Source organism: Streptomyces aurantiacus, from assembly GCF_027107535.1.
Taxonomy (GTDB): domain Bacteria; phylum Actinomycetota; class Actinomycetes; order Streptomycetales; family Streptomycetaceae; genus Streptomyces.
The window spans coordinates 6,236,293-6,253,466 of the sequence record NZ_CP114283.1; the positions used below are offsets into that span (position 1 = coordinate 6,236,293).

Annotated in this window: 17 protein-coding genes; 5 read left to right on the top strand and 12 right to left on the bottom strand. The window is 71.4% G+C overall.

What is annotated here, in order from left to right; genetic code table 11:
• Positions 1-41: 41 nt before the first annotated feature.
• From O1Q96_RS29930 to O1Q96_RS29965, 8 genes are all read right to left on the bottom strand, one after another.
• Positions 42-572, bottom strand: a complete 531-nt coding sequence (locus O1Q96_RS29930; protein ID WP_269251126.1) for a GNAT family N-acetyltransferase — start codon at positions 570-572, stop codon at positions 42-44.
• Positions 573-588: 16 nt separating this feature from the next.
• The gene (locus O1Q96_RS29935) at positions 589-1,062 is read right to left on the bottom strand and encodes a hypothetical protein (protein ID WP_269251127.1); all 474 of its coding nucleotides are present in this window, start codon (positions 1,060-1,062) and stop codon (positions 589-591) included.
• Between the two features lie 208 nt (positions 1,063-1,270).
• Positions 1,271-3,268, bottom strand: coding sequence for a DUF2264 domain-containing protein (locus tag O1Q96_RS29940; protein ID WP_269251128.1), 1,998 nt, complete (start codon positions 3,266-3,268; stop codon positions 1,271-1,273).
• Between the two features lie 18 nt (positions 3,269-3,286).
• Positions 3,287-4,384 (bottom strand): LacI family DNA-binding transcriptional regulator, encoded by a 1,098-nt coding sequence (locus O1Q96_RS29945; RefSeq protein WP_269251129.1) that lies wholly within the window; start codon positions 4,382-4,384, stop codon positions 3,287-3,289.
• 40 nt (positions 4,385-4,424) lie between these two features.
• A complete protein-coding gene (locus tag O1Q96_RS29950; protein WP_269251130.1) occupies positions 4,425-6,083 on the bottom strand; it encodes an extracellular solute-binding protein in 1,659 nt (552 codons plus the stop codon).
• A gap of 159 nt (positions 6,084-6,242) precedes the next feature.
• A complete protein-coding gene (locus O1Q96_RS29955) occupies positions 6,243-7,130 on the bottom strand; it encodes a carbohydrate ABC transporter permease (protein ID WP_269251131.1) in 888 nt (295 codons plus the stop codon).
• On the bottom strand, positions 7,127-7,981 hold the full coding sequence (locus O1Q96_RS29960; protein ID WP_217453548.1) for an ABC transporter permease: 855 nt from the start codon (positions 7,979-7,981) through the stop codon (positions 7,127-7,129). The genes O1Q96_RS29955 and O1Q96_RS29960 overlap by 4 nt, the downstream gene beginning before the upstream one ends.
• Before the next feature lie 249 nt (positions 7,982-8,230).
• Entirely contained in the window at positions 8,231-8,944 is a 714-nt protein-coding gene (locus O1Q96_RS29965; protein ID WP_269251132.1) for a MerR family transcriptional regulator, read from the bottom strand.
• A gap of 237 nt (positions 8,945-9,181) precedes the next feature.
• Between O1Q96_RS29965 and O1Q96_RS29970 the strand changes: the two genes are divergently transcribed.
• Positions 9,182-9,373 (top strand): hypothetical protein, encoded by a 192-nt coding sequence (locus O1Q96_RS29970; RefSeq protein ID WP_269251133.1) that lies wholly within the window; start codon positions 9,182-9,184, stop codon positions 9,371-9,373.
• A gap of 147 nt (positions 9,374-9,520) precedes the next feature.
• Here O1Q96_RS29970 and O1Q96_RS29975 read toward each other — a convergent pair whose 3' ends face one another.
• Positions 9,521-9,949, bottom strand: coding sequence for a protease inhibitor (locus O1Q96_RS29975; RefSeq protein ID WP_269251134.1), 429 nt, complete (start codon positions 9,947-9,949; stop codon positions 9,521-9,523).
• A gap of 307 nt (positions 9,950-10,256) precedes the next feature.
• Here O1Q96_RS29975 and O1Q96_RS29980 point away from each other — a divergent pair, with 307 nt between their 5' ends.
• The 4 genes from O1Q96_RS29980 (at position 10,257) to O1Q96_RS29995 (ending at position 13,890) form a co-directional block, all read left to right on the top strand.
• The gene (locus O1Q96_RS29980) at positions 10,257-10,880 is read left to right on the top strand and encodes a hypothetical protein (RefSeq protein ID WP_269251135.1); all 624 of its coding nucleotides are present in this window, start codon (positions 10,257-10,259) and stop codon (positions 10,878-10,880) included.
• A gap of 242 nt (positions 10,881-11,122) precedes the next feature.
• A complete protein-coding gene (locus O1Q96_RS29985) occupies positions 11,123-12,124 on the top strand; it encodes a hypothetical protein (RefSeq protein ID WP_269251136.1) in 1,002 nt (333 codons plus the stop codon).
• A gap of 315 nt (positions 12,125-12,439) precedes the next feature.
• On the top strand, positions 12,440-13,609 hold the full coding sequence (locus O1Q96_RS29990) for a lactate 2-monooxygenase (RefSeq protein ID WP_269251137.1): 1,170 nt from the start codon (positions 12,440-12,442) through the stop codon (positions 13,607-13,609).
• Positions 13,606-13,890: a hypothetical protein gene (locus O1Q96_RS29995; RefSeq protein WP_269251138.1), complete on the top strand. Its 285-nt coding sequence runs from the start codon at positions 13,606-13,608 to the stop codon at positions 13,888-13,890. The genes O1Q96_RS29990 and O1Q96_RS29995 overlap by 4 nt, the downstream gene beginning before the upstream one ends.
• Positions 13,891-13,948: 58 nt before the next feature.
• Here O1Q96_RS29995 and O1Q96_RS30000 read toward each other — a convergent pair whose 3' ends face one another.
• From O1Q96_RS30000 to O1Q96_RS30010, 3 genes are all read right to left on the bottom strand, one after another.
• On the bottom strand, positions 13,949-15,808 hold the full coding sequence (locus O1Q96_RS30000; protein ID WP_269251139.1) for an RICIN domain-containing protein: 1,860 nt from the start codon (positions 15,806-15,808) through the stop codon (positions 13,949-13,951).
• 565 nt (positions 15,809-16,373) lie between these two features.
• Positions 16,374-16,751, bottom strand: a complete 378-nt coding sequence (locus tag O1Q96_RS30005; RefSeq protein ID WP_269251140.1) for a toxin Doc — start codon at positions 16,749-16,751, stop codon at positions 16,374-16,376.
• 3 nt (positions 16,752-16,754) lie between these two features.
• Positions 16,755-17,000 carry a hypothetical protein gene (locus tag O1Q96_RS30010; protein ID WP_055617648.1) on the bottom strand — a complete coding sequence of 82 codons (246 nt, stop codon included), beginning with the start codon at positions 16,998-17,000 and terminating at the stop codon, positions 16,755-16,757.
• Positions 17,001-17,174 lie beyond the last annotated feature (174 nt).

A 17,174-nucleotide genomic window follows, 5' to 3' on the forward strand; every position in this document is an offset into this window, starting at 1 on the left:
CTTTCAATCGTGGGGGTACGTCGTGCGAGCGGGCCGCGTCGTCAGGGCAGGGGGACTTCGAAGTGCAGGGTTCCCTGGCCCCCCGGTTCCTCGCGTTCGTCGTGGACCGCCTTGCCCAGCGAACGCCAGAACGCCTCGGCGCCGGGCACCGTCGGGTCGGTGTGCAGATAGGCGGCGTGATAGCCGCCGGCGGTCGCCGCGAAGTCCAGCAGCCGGCCGACGAGCTGCCGGGCCAGGCCCTGCCTGCGGTCACCGGGGCGGACGTACACGCGGCGCAGCTGGGCGGTCACCCCCGAGGGGTAGCGCTCGGCGAGGTGGCGCGGGTTGGGCGGGTGGGCCGGGCCCCGGGAGTCGAGCGCGGCCGTCGCGGCCACCGACCCGTCCCGCTCGTCGACCGCGACCAGCAGGGTGTGCCGGACGGGCGTGAGGTAGGCGCCGTCGAGGTCGACGATGTCCCGGTGCCAGCGCGGTACGTACCCGGTGCCGAAGTCCCGGTACACGGTGTCGAGCATCACCGACCGGGCGCCGTCGAGATCGTCGGGGGTCGCCGTCTTTATGCAGTAGTCACGCACTTGCACATCATATGCATTAAGGCTGTGCGGGCCCGTCGGGGGCGAAGCCGTCACCTCGCCACGACCCTTTCCACACGACCCACACATGGCCGTCGGGGCCGTGGTGCACGTTCAGTCCGTCGACGACGGCGAGCAGCGGCAGGTTCTTGGCGCCGGACGGGTCGCCGGCGTCCAGCGAGACCGCGACGTCGTCGGTGGCCGCCACGGTGATGCCCGAACGGTCCGCGGTGAGGACGATCCGGCAGATGTCGGCGGCGCTGCGCGCCAGCAGACACCTGCTCGCGGAACAGCCCGCGTCGAGGACCGGGGAGACGAACGACAGCGGGGCGTCGATCACCTGCGTCACCGCCACGGCGGCCGCCTCGGCGGCGAACTCTCCGTCCGCACGGGAGAAACGGGCCGTGAACTCCATCTCGCGAACGGGTTCCATGGGTCCGTGCTCGGTGAGCAGCGCAGGCCCGTCCGACGAAGCGCGTACCGGCGTTGCCACCGCCAACCCTCCTTGGCCAGACAGTCGTACGTACGAGTGGTGCGGCCGAGAACTGAGCCAGCACGGCGACTTTACGGCGACAACACCCCCATGAACAGGGCAGGTTGAACAAACACAAAGACCAAAAGTCAACTGCTGCAGCTGAAATTCACCGAGTCGAGTGAACCGGAATACGCGATCCGCCGGCCGGCGCGCTCGTCCGGCCTCCTCAGCCGTTTCCCTGGCCGTTTCCTTCCCCCGGCGGAACGTCCTCCCGCGTCCCGTCCGGGAAGCGGATCACCACCGCCCCCCCGGGAGTGACCAACGCCCCGGCCCGCGACCGCAGTTGCCCGGGTTCGCAGGACCGTGCCGGGTCGGCGTCGAGGACGACGAGAGTGACCAGGACGTGGACCCCGCCCGGGTGCGACGGCAGCCGCAGGCAGGGAGTGGCGGAGTACTCGCCGCAGGCGTTGACGGCCCGCCCGGGCGAGACCGTGCCCCACGGCAGGTCGCCGGAGCCGGGCCCGCCCCAGCCGTGCAGGGCGACGAGCGCGCTCGTGAGGCCGTCCGCTCGACGCGCCGATGCCCATCCGGGCCCCGTCTCCCGCAGCGGTGGCCCGCTGTCGTCGGCCACGGCCCACCCCCCTTCGCGCACGACAGCTCCGGCCGGTCCCTCGACCCGGTGCACGCGTACCTCCCAGGGCCCGTGGACCACGCTGGTCGTCTCGATGCGGTGCCCCTCCCCCTCCCCCTCCCCGGACCCCGGCAGGACGGCCCGGTGCCAGGACGCCGCGCGGCGCCCCGCGACGCCGAGAGGATGAATCCGGCCGCGCCGCGAGGAGGCCCCCCCGTCCGGCGCGAGCAGGGCGATGTGGTTGTCGGGCCCCGCCGCGGAACCGTCCGCCGCGGTGTCGGGTGCCGTGGCGCCGGAGTACGCGAACTTCGCGTAGTGCGGGCTGTCCTCGGCATCGGCGGGAGGCGGCGGCAGCCGGTCGCTGCCGTGGTTGACGAGTCGTACGATCCCGTCGGCGGCGGTCGAGTGGAGCAGCCAGCCCGGCGCGGGCAGCGCGAGACACGCGTCGGCCGTCTCCACCGGCCCCGGCTCCTCACGCGCCGTCCACACGGGATGGTCGGCGGGCAGCAGCAGGCCGAGGAACGCCTTGCTCGCCCAGTACGGCGAGGCGGGTCCCGAATAGCGCTGGGTGACCGGAAGGAAGGGCCGGTACCAGCCGAGGCTCAGCAGTCCCCGCTCGTCGGGCACCCCGCGCTCGGCGAAGTGCTTCAGCGCGCCCGAGGCGAGCCGGCGTGTACGGCCGGGCGGCAGGGGGGTGGCGTCCGCGAGCGCGCCGGCCCACAGCGGGGCGGCCGTCGCGTAGCGGTAGGTGAGGGATCGGCCCTGGTGGACGGGCGCGCCGTCGGCCCCGAAGAAGTACTGGTGCGCGCCGAGGAACTCACTCAGCCGGGCCCTGTGGACGGCTGTCAGTGCGGCGTCCGCGCGGGACCCGGCGATCCGGGCCCACAGCACCGGGTAGAGGTGCAGCGCCCAGGCGTTGTAGTAGTCGAACTTGCGGCCGTCGCCGTCGGTGTACCAGCCGTCGCCCCGGTACCAGTCCTCCAGCCGTGCCAGTCCCCCGTCGATCTCCGCACGGCTGTGCGGGGCGCCCACGGAGGCGAGGAACTCCTCCGTGACCACCTGGAAGAGCCGCCAGTTCGAGTCGTTGGTCTCGGCTCCGACGAACCCGCCGAGCCAGGCCGCCACCCGCTGGCGTACCCCGTCGTCAAGCCGGTCCCAGATCCACGGCCGGGTCTCGTGCAGGGCGATGGCGATCGAGGCGGCCTCGACCATGGGCTGGCCCCGGTCGGTGATGGGCGGCCAGCGGTCGGCCCCGTCCGGGTCGGTACCGGCGGCCAGGCCGGCCGCGTACCGCTCGACGAGGTCCGGCGGGACGCGCCCGCCGGCACCCGCGATCCGGCAGGCGGCGAGCAGGAACGAACGGGCGTACCCCTCCAGGCCGTCGGACCAGGGTCCGGAGTGGCCGGCCCGGCCGGGCAGCCGGTAGTGCGCCAAGTCCCGTGACGCGTAGGGGCGCAGGGCGTCCAGCAGGTGGTCGGCCATCGCCTCCCAGTGCGCGCGGGTCCAGCCGGTGACCGGTGACAGGGCGGGGTCGGGGGGCGGCATGCGGGAGGAGTGCGTCGAACCGGTGAGCGACACGTGCGGCGCGGTCATACGGGGGTGGGTCCTCCGTCAGTGAGGGCGTTCGGGCGCGGTGGCGTCGGGCGGGGGCGGCTGGACGCTGTCGCGTACGACGATGTGGGTGCCGAGCAGGTGGTGGGCGCCCGCGGCGTGCTCGGGGTCGCGCAGGGCGATGCGTACGGCGGCCCGGCCGAGTTCCTCGGCGGGCGTGCGCACGGTGGTGAGCGGCGGGTTGAAGTCCTCGGCGAGCGGGATGTCGTTGTAGCCGACGACCGAGAGGTCGTGGGGCACGCGCAGTCCGGCGTCGGAGATGGCCCGCAGTGCGCCGGCGGCGACCATGTCGTCCCCGGCGAAGACGGCGGTGAAGTCCGGTGTCTCCTTGAGGAGTTGGGTCATCGCGCGATGGCCCGCCGCCCGGCCGAGTCCGCAGTCGACGACATGGGCGGCCTCGGGCGGCAGGCCGTGCTCGGCGAGCGCGGCCCGGTACCCGGCGACACGCGCGTCCAGGGCCGTGTTCCCCGGCAGCCCGCCGAGGAACACGATCCTGCGGTGGCCCGCCGAGAGGAGATGGCCGGTGATGGCGTGGGCGCCGGCCTCGTTGTCGAACTCGACGACGAGGGCCGGGATGTCGGGGTCGGGGGCGGGCCGTCCGCACAGCACGAGGCGCGCGCCGGACGAGTCGAGGGCGTGCGCGTAGTGCGCGACCCGCTCCCGGTAGGCGTCGTCCTCGACGACCCCGCCGACCAGCACCACCAGCCGGGCGCCCTCCTCCCGCATCAGCTGCACGAACTCCAGCTCGCGCTGCGGGTCCCCGCCGGTGGTGCCGACCAGGCACAGCCAGCCCCGCGCGGCCGCCTCGGCCTCGACGCCCTCGGCGACCTGCGCGTAGAAGGGGCTCGTGACCTGGCGCAGGACGACGGCGACCATCTTGCGTCCGCCGCCGACGAGGGCGCGGGCGTGCGCGTTGGCGACGTAGTCGAGGTCTCGGGCCGCGCGCAGCACCCGGGCCCGGGTGGACGCGGGCACGGGGTGGTTGCCGCTCAGCACGCGCGAGACGGTGGCCATGGACACGCCCGCCCGCTCGGCGACCTCGCGGATGGTCACGCGCCGCTTCGCCGTCGGCTCCGCCTCTGCCATGTCGTTGCCCATCTCCCCCGCGTCTCCCCTCACAGCCGCCCGACGTGCCACGTCAGTTGTTGGCGGCGTAGTCCCTGGCGAACTCCTCGGCCATTCTGTCGCCACCGCGCTGACGCCACTTCTTGACCGTCGCGTCCCACTCGGACAGCGGTGTCCGGCCGGCGACGATCCCGGTGGCGGTGTCCTTGAGGAGCGTGTCGAGGGTGGTGCCCCGGGAGGTGTACGTCGAGGACTGGAGCCCGTACGAGGCGTTGCGGATGGCTGCCGGCACGGTCTTCGTCTGCCAGGCGTGCAGGGCCTTCACCGCCTCGGGCAGCCCGGGCACGAACAGCACCTGGGGCCCTTCGGCGAGGTACTTGAGCGGCAGGTTGGTGTTGTTCTCGACCTGGCCGAGGTCGCTCGGCTCGGGCGAGCCGTCCTCGGCCCGCGTGAAGTGGGTGCCCTCCACGCCGTAGTGGACGAGTTCCCACTCCTTGCTGCCGAACGGCGCCGCGAGGTAGTCGAGTACCCGCAGCAGCAGCTGGACGCGCTCCTTCTTCGCCTTCTTGAGGATGGTGTAGCCGAACGAGCGGCGTGCCGCGACGATGCCTCCGGGGGTACCGCCCACGCTGTACGGGAGGGCGGCCGCGGGTGTGAACTTCCTTGTCCTGTCGAGGAACTTGGGGAGGTAGCCGCCGAACCCGTCCTGCACGGAGCCGACCGTTCCGTTGAGGTAGAGGGCGATCATGTCCGGCTGGGAGATCGAGGTGGCGTCGGGGTGGTAGGAGCCCGCCTTGCGCAGCCGGAGCTGGAAGTCGAGCATCTCCTTGTAGCGCTCGTCGGCGGCGGACGGGAGGAACGTGCCGTCCTTCTTCACCGACCAGCCCCGTGCGCTGACGCCGTGGGCCGCGGAGTGGAAGCCGTCGCCGAACGCGGACCCGACCGCCGCCCCCAGGGCGTACTTCCGCCCGATCGTGCCCTTTCTGGCGACCGCCGCGAAGTCCTGGTCCGTCCAGCCCTCCTTCATTCCGGCGTCCTCGAAGTACTCCTGGTTGAGCCAGAGCGTGGAGCCGGGCAGCGGGCGTTCCAGAGGGATGCCGTAGATCCGGCCGCCGATGCGGCCCATGTCCCGCCAGGCGTGGGTGGGAATGTTCGCGAGGTTCGGATGGTCCGCGACCGCGTCGCCGGAGAGGAACGGGGTGAGGTCCTCGGCGCGGCGCTGGACGAACTGGGCCTCGCGCGGCAGCGCGAACCCGGAGAAGATGTTGATGATGTCCGGCAGTTGACCGGGGTCGCCCGCCATGACGGTGGCCATCTTCTTCTGGTAGTCCGCCTGCGAGATGACCGTGTACTCGATCTTCACGCCGAGCGCCTTCTCCACGGCCTGCCAGAACCGGTTCGACGAGGCCGGCTTCGGCGGCGTACCGAAGGACACCGACATCACCTTGACCGTGGAGCCGTCCCCAGGTGTGCGGGAGACCGACTTCGCCAGGTCGGAGGGGTAGGACGTGTAGCCGGACTGGACGCCTTCCTCGGTCGGCGCCAGGTCGGGCCTGGGCCCTGCGAAGGCCTTGTACGCGGGCCAGGGCGCGAGGTCCTTGCCCGCGTTGGACACCCCGTCGTCGCCGGACTCCGTGGAGCAGGCGGTCAGGGCGGTCGGAGCGGCGAGCGCGAGACCGCCCACGGCGGCGGTACGCATCAGGGCACGGCGGGACAACGATGAACCGGACATACGTGTCTTCTCCCAGCTCTGGACGACTGGCTGTTGACGGACGGCTTGGTGGAACTGGTGAAGCCCGGTGCGGAACGGCACCCCCCCTATAAGGGGCGCGGGGACCTGCTCGGCCGGCCACAACCGGCCCGCACCCGGAGCGCCGCACCAGCGAGGCGCTCAACTCTTGATGGCGCCGGTGAGCACGCCCTTGGTGAAGTACTTCTGCAGGAAGGGGTAGACGAGCAGGATCGGCACGGTGGCGATCACCAGGACGGCCATCTGGACGGTCTGCGGGGCGTTCACGGCGCCCTCGCTGGTGGCGGTGTCGGTCAGTCCCGAGCCGGCCACCACATAGGTCCGAAGCACCTGTTGGAGCGGCCAGTGGTCACTCTCCAGGTACAGCGAGGCGTAGAACCAGGAGTTCCAGTAGGCCACCGCGTAGAAGAGGCCGACGACCCCGAGGGCCGCCTTGGACAGGGGCAGCACGACGGACCACAGGACCCGCCAGTCCCCCGCGCCGTCCAGCCGGGCGGCCTCGTACAGCTCCTCGGGGATCGACTGGAAGAAGCCGCGCAGGACCACCAGGTTGAACACGTTGATCAGCACGGGAAAGACCAGCGATCCGTACGAGTCCAGCAGACCGAGCTCCTTGACCAGCAGGAAGCTGGGGATCATGCCGGGCGGAAAGAGGAACGTGAACAGGACGAGGAGCAGCATGGGCCGGCCGCCGAACACCCCGGGACGCGACAGGGCGTAGGCCAGTGTGACCGTGCAGAAGAGGCTGAGCATCGTGCCGACAACGGTCACTCCCGCGCTGACGCCGAGGGCATGGGTGACGATGCCGCCCTCGAAGATGTCGCGGTACGCCTTGGTGGTCGGGCTCGTCGGCCAGAGCACCCAGCCGCCGTTGTCGACCACCTCCTTGGGCGAGGCGAGCGAGGTGGAGAGGATCACGAGGAACGGCACGCACACCAGGAGGACGACCGAGGTGAGCGCCACGGCTTTCGCCGCCTGGGTCACCGGCCCGGGCTTCTCCATCCAGGCGGGCCGGACGTGTGCGCTCACTTGTAGATCCCCTGTTCGCCGAGCCGGTGGGCGACCTTGTTGGCCGCGTAGACGAGGAGCGCTCCGACCACGCCCTTGAAGAGGCCGGCGGCGGCCGCGTATCCGTAGTCGCCGCCGACCAGGCCCTGGTAGTAGACGAAGGTGTCGATGACCTCCGCGGCCTCCGGGCCCACCGCGTCGCGCTGCAGGAGCATCTGCTCGAAGCCGACGGAGAGGATGTCGCCGAGACGCATGATGAGGAGCAGCACGATCACGGCCCGGATCGCGGGCAGGGTGACGTGCCAGAAACGCCGCCAGGGTCCGGCGCCGTCGATGGCGGCGGCCTCGTACTGCTGCTCGTCCACCTGGGAGAGCGCGGCGAGGAAGATGATCGTTCCCCAGCCGGCGTCCTTCCAGATCACCTGGGCGACGGTGAGCGGCCGGAAGGCGTCGGGGTTGCCGATGATGTCGACGGTGCTCAGGCCCGCGTCGCCGAGATAGCCGTTCACCAGACCGGTGTCTCCGAGGACCTGCTGGAACAGGGCGACGACGATCACCCACGAGATGAAGTGCGGCAGGTACGCCACCGACTGCACGAAGCGGCGGACGGTGCTCCAGGTCAGGGTGTGCAGCAGCAGGGCGAGAGCCAGCGGCACGGGGAAGTAGAAGACGATCTGGAGGACCGCGATCCAGAGGGTGTTGAGGACGGCGTCCCAGAACTCGGTGTCCTGGAACATCCGCTGGAAGTTGCCGAGGCCCACCCACGGACTGCCCCAGATGCCGTCGAAGGGCACGTAGTCCTTGAACGCGATGACGTTGCCGGCCAGTGCCCCGTAGTGGAACAGCAGGAAGTAGCCGAGCCCGGGCAGCATCAGCAGGAAGAGCGTCCGACCGCTGCGCCGGTGAAAACCTTTTCTCTCCTTGCGCACGCCGTTCGGGTGTCGACGGGAAGGAGTCACCGCCTCTTTACCTGCACTGTCCCGCACCTCCACGGCCACGGGCCCTCCTCACCTCTGGTTGTCGGGTGAGGGGAAATTAAAACGTTTCCAACGTGGGGTCAACACCTCTGACACACACGGCAAGTTGGCCCTGGCAGGGCACGCCTGCCGACCTGCGGAGATCTATTGAAACGTTTTCCGACGGTGTTCGAGATACGCGTCGAGGGCGGCCGAGCCCCGCAGCCGGGTCAGGCTCCGCCGGTGCAACTCGCGTTCACGTCCGGCCAGTTCGGCCCGTACGCGCTCGGGGCTGCCGCCGGAGCGCAGCTCGGACAGGACCGAACCGATGGCGGGGAAGGGGTGGTTGCCGCGCCGGAGGAGGACGACGATCCGCGCCAGCCGGACCTCGGACGCCGAGTAGCGGCGGTATCCGGTGGACTTCTCGCGGGTGGGCCGCAGCAGGCCACGGGTCTCCCACAGGCGCAGCACGGGGGTCTGGACGCCGACGACGTCGGCCACTTCCCCGATCCGCAGACCACCGCGGTCCGCCGGCAGGGTGTCGAGCGTGGTCAAGGTGCCCAGGACCCCCAGGACCTCGGCGAGTTCGCCCCGCTCCCGGTGGAGTTCGGCGTGGCTCGCGTCCAGTGCTGCAAGGGCCGTCTCCAGGTCGCCGCCGTGCACGGCCCGCATGATGGCCCCCGCCGTCGGCCAGCCGTGACCGGCGGCCAGCGCGCGGGCGGCCGTGAGCGCGTGGGCGTGTACGTCCGTGAACACCCGGTAGCCGCTTTCCGTGCGCTCCACGGGCGGCAGGAGGCCCGTCTCGACGTAGTTGCGGACCTGCTGCGTGGAGACGCCGGCCGCACGCGCGAGATCGACGGCCCGCAGTCGCTCGCCCACCTCTGACTCCTCGCACCTTCTCTGAAGCTCCATTTGAGGGTTTCAGAGTACGACGAGACCTCGACCTGGAGCAGAGGCATCCCAAGTCTCACGAAGCAATTCAATGAAACGATTGAAGGCAGGGAAGGCGCCGCGTCACCTCATGGAAGGCGACGCGGGCCGACGTCGCGGCGCCACGGCATGGCGCGACACGGCAGAAGCAACAGCAGAAGCAGCAGCGGAAAAGGAGCGCTCGGCATGAAGTTCACTCTCGAGGTCGACATGGGAGACACCGCCTGGGACGGGAACGCCGCCCGGGAACTGGGGCGGATCCTGCGCTACTGGGGCGGGAACCTCCAGCACTACGAGCTGAAGCCGGGCGACGGGTCGGCGATCCAGGACTCCGGTCACCACGAGGTGGGGGCCTGGCGCATCAGCGCTCCTCAATGACGCCAGGGCCGGCGGAGACGGCCCCACTCCGTCTCCGCCGGCCCCTGTTGCGAGGTTGCGTGGCTGTCCGCGACGGGACTCGCACTCCCCATCCGCATCCGCGGGCCTCCGTCGGCGCACTCGGACAGACCGCGCGACCCCGGTCTCTCAGAACGTGAAGACGGTCGTCCCGTAGGAGTTCTTCACGCACTCGTTGGAGAAGGTGCGTTCGTAGGAGACCCGCTTGCCCTGCCAGACTCCGTCGACGGTGACGACGACGGGATCGTATTCGCGGGTGCACATGACGTTGTCTCTGGCCGGCAGGGCGTTGAAGTCCCCGCCCGACGCGCGCAGTTCACCGCACGCCGACGCGGCGGCCGGGTGGGTCCCCGAAGCGGTCGGCGCGCAGCTCAGGGTGACCGCGCGTTCGGGTACGGCTTCGGCCGCGATCTCGCCGTGGCCCACGGTGAGCACCAGGGACGAGGGGGCGTAGAGCGCGGTCGGCGAAGGGGTGGCGAGGGCGGTCCCGGTGAGGGGACCGCAGACGGCTGTGGCCGCCAGCGTGATCGTCACTGCCCAGCGCGCGGTGTTCGGCATTGTGTGCATCCTTCCGCTCGGGTGTCTCCGAACCAACTCGGTCTGTGCCGGTTCGGCGAGCGCGAGTCTGCCGAGTTCGCGACGGAAACACACGTCGACCCCACGCGTTTCAGTAACCTTGCGTGTTGAATCAGTGGCGCGAAGTTACGGAATTCGAACAGGCTGCCCCTGCAACTGGGCGGGCGCCGGGCCGCCGAGGTGACGCGCTGGCCGGATATGCGCTGCTCAGCAATAGGCCTGAAACATTCCGCTTCAGGCTGAGCACGGACCCCTTGCGCCCCGACCGTCGAAGAGTAATCGTGATTACATGATTACAGCCGAACACGAGAAAATGCGCGGCTGGTTCGCCGGCCGCCTGCCCGACGACCTCTTCGAGAGCCTTGGCGAGGTCACGGTCGACCGCGAGGAGATCACCGTCGTCGGCCGCATCCCGGAGCCCCGGCTCCCCGAGGGCGCCTCGGACGCCGAGAGGGAGGCGGCCGTCGGCTCCCGCGTCCAGGAGTTCCGCGAGCGCACCCGCGACACCCGCGTGGCCGTCGCGCGGGAGGCCGAGCACCGCTTCGGCAAGAAGGTCTCCTGGGGCGTCGAGTGCGGCGCCGAACGCGCTCTGTTCACGCATGTCGCCGCCCCCGTCATGACCCGGCTGCGCCAGCCTCAGCGGCAGGTGCTCGACACCCTGATCGCCGCCGGTGTCGCCCGCAGCCGCAGCGACGCCCTCGCCTGGTGCGTACGCCTCGTCGAGCGCCACGCGGACGACTGGCTCACGGAGTTGCGGGACTCCCTGGAGCACGTGCAGCGGGTCCGCGCCCAGGGACCCGACGGACCGGACCGCACGGCCGAGACTCCCCCGGCCGCCCCTCCCGGCGACAGGCCCGACCGGTCGGCGGACGGGCCGCGGGCCGAGCCCGACACCGAGCACGGCGGCAACTGACCGCGCACGAGGGAGTGTTCGCATGCCGCCCGGTGATCCGGCCGGCGGAGTCGGCATCGGGCCGCCGGTCCCAGAGCCGCGGAGGGCGAAGGCTGCGGAGGGCGGAGGCCTCGGCCGACGGGAGCAGGGCCGTGTCGGTGGACGACTGCCCTTGACGGCAGTCTCCGTTCCAGGGAGCGAAATCCGGACAGCTCCGGTGGCCGGGGCTGCCGGGGAACACGGCCTTCGTAGACTGCCCGGCCATGGAACAGATCTACGGGCTGGGCGAGATCACTTGTCCGTCCGGTGAGTTGGTGATCGTCGACGGCGGTCACCTGGGTATGTGGAGCGGGGAGCGTTCACCGGCGTTGGTGGATCCGGGAGCCTTCGGCGTCCAGGAGCCGGCGGTCGCCGCCGATGTGAGCGCCGCGACCGACTTCCTCATCACCGGTCGTGACGCCGACTCCGCGGCCCACTCCTTCGACCGGCAGCCCGGTCGGACGCTCCACGACATTCCGGCCTCGGGGGTCACGCGGCTGACCGAACTCTTCGACGCGCACTGCCGGGAGCACGGCCTAGACGCCGTACTGGAGGCCTCTGCCGAGCGGGTGCCGCACCGGGAACGCGTGCGGAGGTGCGTGGCTGGGGGCGGAGGCTGTTTCCTGATGCACGGTGTGCCGGTGGTGGCCCTCGGAGGGGTGCCCCGCGACCGGCCGCTGCCGGTGCTGGCGACAGGCACCGGCATCGTGCTCACCGTCGCTCCCGGCCCCGTCGCCGAGTCCGTGGAACTCGGGGAGCTGCGCGTCGACTGGGCCCGCCTGTTCTTCGGTGACGCCGACGCGCTGAACGCCTGGCAGCACCACGATCCCGTCGACGGGCTGGCCGACGTCGCGTTCTGGGGCGCCGCGGAAGAGCAGGCCGCCGCGGAGTTCGGGGCACCCGGGCTGGGCGAGCCCGGCGAGGACGGGGTCAGGGGCTGGACGGGTCTGCCGGTGACGGACGCGATGCGCCTGGCCGGCGCCCTCTTCGACTGGAAGGACGCCGATCCGCGGCGTCGGCTGATGGTGGACTTCCGCCCGCACTCCCACCACTGGCAGGTCATGCGCCAGGTCCGCGCATCCGCGCTGGAGGCCGGAACCGTCGAGGTCGGCGGCGCGCGCGTGCTGTGCGCGATGACCAGCCAGGGCGACGGCCGGTTCCCGGTGTCCGCGGACCTCGACGCGACGGGCCGCCCGGTCGCCGTACGCGTGTCGTTCCGCGCCTAGACGAACGAGTCCGATGCCGGGACCACCGCGCGAGTCTGGGTTCTGCTTGGCAGGCTCAGGGGTGGAGGCCAGCCCGGAAAATGAGCGAGACGAGTTGTGCTCGCTCATGTGCGCCGAGGCGCGGCGGTGTCGTGAACATCCCGCACAGCACCCGCCGCACCGGACACATGTCGGGTGCGCTCCCATGGTGGACGGATCATGTCCCACTCGTCAGGATCGTCGCGGGAACAGCGCGGTCCCGGCCACAGCGCGCGGTCTCCCGCAGCGACGGCACGGTCTCGACGGTGAGATCCAGGCGAGAGGCGGAACGTACGGATGACGAAGCACTGGGCGGACTTCCAGTACGAGATCTATCTGAACGGGATGACGGGCGCGGTGCCCCGGCTGCCCACCGATCTGACACGGCTGGAGGAGCTGACCGAACAGCGGCTGGGCCCGGGCCCGGTGGGCTATGTGGCGGGCAGTGCGGGCAACGGCAGCACGGCGCGGGCGAACCGGGCCGCGCTCGACCGCCGCCGGATCGTGCCACGCATGCTGCGCGACGTGCACGAACGCGATCTGTCCGTCGAGGTGCTGGGCCGCCCGCTGCCCGCGCCCCTCGCCCTCGCGCCGGTCGGCGTCCTGTCGATCATGCATCCGGATGCCGAGTCGGCGGCGGCGCGGGCCGCCGCCGCGCAGGGCGTGCCGTACATCCTGTCCTCGGCGTCCAGTACGCCGATGGAACAGGTCGCGGAGGCGATGGGCGACGGCGAGCGCTGGTTCCAGCTGTACTGGGCCAAGGACCGCGAGGTCACGAAGAGTTTCCTGGACCGGGCGAAGGCGGCCGGATTCTCCGCGCTGTTCGTCACGCTGGACACGCCGTTGCTGGCCTGGCGGCCGCGGGACCTGGACCAGGCGTACCTGCCGTTCCTGCACGGGGTGGGAACCGCCAACTACTTCTCCGACCCGGCGTTCCTGGCGGGCCTGGCCAAGCCGGTGCACGAGGACCCCGACGCGGCGGTCATGCACTTCGTCCAGATGTTCGCCGATCCCGCGAAGACGTGGCCCGACCTGGAGTTCTTGCGGGAGAACTGGGACGGCCCGATCGTCCTGAAGGGCATCCTGCACCCGGACGACGCCCGGCGGGCCGTCAACGCCGGGATGGACGGCGTGGTCGTCTCCAACCACGGCGGCCGTCAGGTGGCCGGCGCCGTCGCGGCCGCCGACGCGCTGCCCAAGGTGGTCGAAGCCGCCGGGGACCGGCTGTCCGTCCTCTTCGACAGCGGGATCCGCACGGGCGACGACATCTTCAAGGCCCTGGCGCTGGGCGCCGAGGCGGTACTCGTCGGACGTCCGTACGTCTACGGGCTCGGCCTCGACGGCCAGGCCGGCGTCGAGCACGTCATCCGCTGCCTGCTCGCCGAACTCGACCTCACCCTCGCCCTGTCGGGGCACGCCGGCCCGGCGGGCCCCGGAGCCGACGACCTGGAGGAGGGGATCGCGTGAACGCCGGGGCGGGCACCGCGCCGCGGAACGTACTGGCCCTCGTCCCACCCCACGTGGGCGGCCGCAGGGCCGCAACGGGTCTCGCCCCGCTGTTCCCCGACGGCGTCCGCGTGACCGTCGCCGGGACGGCCGACGAGGACACCACCGCGCTGCGCGAGGCCCACCCCCTCGCCCCCGGGCTCGCCCGCCTCTCCGCCGGACACGCCGCGGCGGCCTCGCGGCGGGAACCGGTCCCGTTCGACGGACACGGTGCGGCGGATCGCGCCTGCGGCCGTCCGTGACGTCACCGGGTTCCCGGCGGGCGAGACCCCCCTGGACGCCGTGTCGTGGGGCCCGCGGTCACAGACCGATTCCGGTGACCGACCGCACCACCTGCAGCACAGGCAACGGTTCGGCGGGAAGCGGGCCCGAGTCGCCGACGGTGGTGGCGCGGCGCTGCGCGTAGGGACTCGCCGGGGAGGCGGTCGGCTCCGCCCGCTCCTGCGGCTCCGAGGACCGCGGGCGCGCCTCGCAGGCCGGTGCGGCGCACGCGGGATCCGAGCCGACCTGTGTGTCGGCGGCCGACGGGTCGGCCGTCGGCCGGGCGGACGGCCCATCGGTTCCCGCGATCGACAGCGACTCGGGAGTGGCCTTGGCGGCGTCGGTCAGCCAGCGCTGGCCGTCGCTCCGGTCGCGGATCTTCACCACCACCTCCGCGTCCGCGCCGCCGGAGGAGGGGGCGACAGCGAGCCCTTCCGCTCGGCGGGGCAGCAACTCGCCCTGGACGGTGAGGTCGTACCGCACGTCGTCGCCCCGCTTGGCGGCCACACCGGCGCAGCGGCCCAGAACGACCACTCCGGCGTCCGCATGGGAGTCGAGGCACAGGTCGGGGTCGGCTCCGCTGCGCAGGAGCCCGTCCTCCTCGTACGACCACTTCTGGGTCCCGGCCGACGAGCACGTCTCCAACTCGGTGCCGGCGCCGGCCTTCGCCCGGCCGCCCTTGATGTCGAGGCAGAGGTCGGCGGCGAGGTTGCGCAGCCGGGTGCGAATGGGTCCCGTGGGAAGGCCCGCCGAGTTGGGCGGGGCCGACGAGGTGGCGGGCGGTTCCTGCCCGCCGGGGCTGGGAGCGAGGCTGCTGGACGCCCCGGTGGAGGCGGAGGGGTCGTCGGCGCCGCCCTCGTCCTGCGACCACAGGCTGGTCACCAGGACAGTGGCGAGCAGGGCGGCGGACACCACGCCGGCTCCGGTGAGGAGTGCCTTCGAGTGCCGCGGGGCCGGGGAGGAGTGCCGCCCCTGTCCGGTGGAGAACTGGGACAGCAGACGGCGGCGGCCGCCGCCGCCCGGGCGTCCGCCGGTGTAGCGGCCGGCCCTGGCCGCCGAGCTGCCGCGGCTGGGCCGTGACTCGAGATAGCGGCGGGCGCCCCAGCCGAGCACACCCTCGGCGAGCAGTCCGCCCAGCCCGCCTTCGAAATGGCTCAGTTGTTCGGCGGCGTATCGGCAGAAACGGCACTCCAGCAGATGTTGCTGCACATCGGGGAGCAACGCTCCCCCGCGGCGAATCGGGACATCCAGGAGGCGGTTGTAGTAGCGGCAATCCTTGTTCGGCGCGAGTTCGCGATGGGCGCGTACGCAGCCTTCACGGAATTTCTCGCGGGCCTGCTCCAGCGCGGCCCCCGTCATGTCGGCATCCATACCCAGCAGACCGGCCGGTACGGATATGTGCTCGGCCTCGACCTCGGTGTGCCAGAGCACGCACTGGGCGAGTCCCGGGAGAGCCTGGAAAGAACGCTCCGCGAGCTTGCGATTCGCCGGGGTCATGGACTTCGTCGCGCGCATACCGCGACCCCCGGCCGGTTTCCGGAGATCGGGCAGCACCGCGGATATACGGTCCTCCGCGGACCACACCTTGATGATGTCCCGTACGGCCACGAGGAGTTGGGGGCGCAGGGCGACGGCGGACCCGGCGCGCCTGAGGCGTTCCAGTACCTGCTGGAAGGCGGCCGCGGTGACCATCGAGGCGACGTTCGCCGAGGAAGCGAGGCAGATGACCGCGTAGTCGTGTGTCGGCTGCCAGTGCCGGGCGAGCAGCAGCGCGACGGCGTGGGTGGGGTCGCCCTCCGGCTGGGCTCTGAGGAGCGCCGCCAGGCTCTCGTCGGATGCTCCGGGAGCGGTACCGGAGTCAGGCGGATACGAGGGACGAGGCGGGTGGGGGGTGTGCACTGAGCGGTTTCCTTCCAAGGCACAAGGTGGCACACAGGAGTTCTGACCGCCGAAAAGGAGCTCCGGGTTGGTGCGTACCTTTTGGCTTGGTGTTCGGAAAGCGGCCGGGACGTCGACCGACTCGACGTCCGTCGGCCGTGAGCCTTTTGAGCCCGACGGCACGGTGAATCCTGAGCAGCGAATCAGACCTGGCCATTGGCCATGTACGAGGAAGTTCACCCTCGCACAAAACTCTCACACCCAACAAGGCACTTGAGCTACTTCAGCAACATCTGCGCATAGGGGGAAAGCCGACGCCCACCTCGGTCAACTCGGTCCGCGGACGTCGTGTTTCGAAATGGCATTCGTTGCCAAGCGCCCCGTGTGAACCGTGTGCACGCGCCGGCGCCCCTCGCACGCTCCCGGCGCGGGGGTGTCGGTGGTCCACTGGTACCGGCCCTTCTCGGAGGCCCCGCGCTGGACGGCGGCTCTCCCGCGCGAAACGGGCCGCCGACCCCGATCCTCCCGCCCTCGGTCGGCGGCCCCGAGGGCGGTCCCACCCCCTCCTTGCCGGCGGGGCGGCGGCTCAGATCTGCCAGGAACGCAGACGGTCGGCGGCCCCGAACACGTCCGCCTTGCCGGACATCAGATCGCGTGCCAGGTCGACGAGGGCCCCGTACGGAGGATCGATCCCGACGCCGCTCACGAACATGTACGAGACCGCTGTCGCGCAGGCGAAACGGGCGTTCGCGGAGGGCAGGGGCTTCAGCAGGGCGAGGGTGTGCAGGAGCGCGGCGGCACGCCAGGCCGGGTCCGAGTCCACTCCGAGCCGCGGCGGGTCCACCCGGTGCCGGGCCACCGCGGCCACGAGCACCGAGAAGTCGTTGACGGTCGGCCGGTCGGGCAGCACCTCTTCATGACGCTGGAGCAGCCAGGGCACGTCGATGTGGATGACGGGGGCCATGGGTCAGGCGGCCCGCCCCTCGCCCTTGGTGGGTGGTTCGTCGTCGGGGAAGGCCGCCGCGAACTCGTCCGCGTGCGCGGCGAAGAAGCGGCGGAAGACGTCCGCGCCCTCCTGCAGCGCCCGGTGCCGCACGATGTCGGCAGCGGCCGCTTCACGCACCAGGGCTTTCATCGAAGTACCGCGCTCCTTGGCGATCTGCCGCAGATCCTCGAGCTCGCGCTCGCTGAACTCCACGTTGAGAGCTGGCATACCCCTCACAGTACCGCGAGGGGTACTCACCCGTAAATACCAGCAGGTCAGACCTGCCCGGCACCGGTACCTCAGGAATACCTCCGTTCGATCGCGGGCGAACGGCCGGCGCCCGACCAGCCGTGCGAGCACTGAGACCTGCGTCACATTCCACCGTGGGCTGTCACATCCCGC

Bases quoted from the DNA above. Each gene is read 5' to 3' on its own strand.
- O1Q96_RS29940 (WP_269251128.1), bottom strand. From the start codon at position 3,268: ATGACCGCGCCGCACGTGTCGCTCACCGGTTCGACGCACTCCTCCCGC.
- O1Q96_RS29945 (WP_269251129.1), bottom strand. From the start codon at position 4,384: ATGGGCAACGACATGGCAGAGGCGGAGCCGACGGCGAAGCGGCGCGTG.
- O1Q96_RS29950 (WP_269251130.1), bottom strand. From the start codon at position 6,083: ATGTCCGGTTCATCGTTGTCCCGCCGTGCCCTGATGCGTACCGCCGCC.
- O1Q96_RS29960 (WP_217453548.1), bottom strand. From the start codon at position 7,981: ATGCTGCCCGGGCTCGGCTACTTCCTGCTGTTCCACTACGGGGCACTG.
- O1Q96_RS29970 (WP_269251133.1), top strand. From the start codon at position 9,182: ATGAAGTTCACTCTCGAGGTCGACATGGGAGACACCGCCTGGGACGGG.
- O1Q96_RS29975 (WP_269251134.1), bottom strand. From the start codon at position 9,949: ATGCCGAACACCGCGCGCTGGGCAGTGACGATCACGCTGGCGGCCACA.
- O1Q96_RS29980 (WP_269251135.1), top strand. From the start codon at position 10,257: ATGATTACAGCCGAACACGAGAAAATGCGCGGCTGGTTCGCCGGCCGC.
- O1Q96_RS29985 (WP_269251136.1), top strand. From the start codon at position 11,123: ATGGAACAGATCTACGGGCTGGGCGAGATCACTTGTCCGTCCGGTGAG.
- O1Q96_RS29990 (WP_269251137.1), top strand. From the start codon at position 12,440: ATGACGAAGCACTGGGCGGACTTCCAGTACGAGATCTATCTGAACGGG.
- O1Q96_RS30005 (WP_269251140.1), bottom strand. From the start codon at position 16,751: ATGGCCCCCGTCATCCACATCGACGTGCCCTGGCTGCTCCAGCGTCAT.
- O1Q96_RS30010 (WP_055617648.1), bottom strand. From the start codon at position 17,000: ATGCCAGCTCTCAACGTGGAGTTCAGCGAGCGCGAGCTCGAGGATCTG.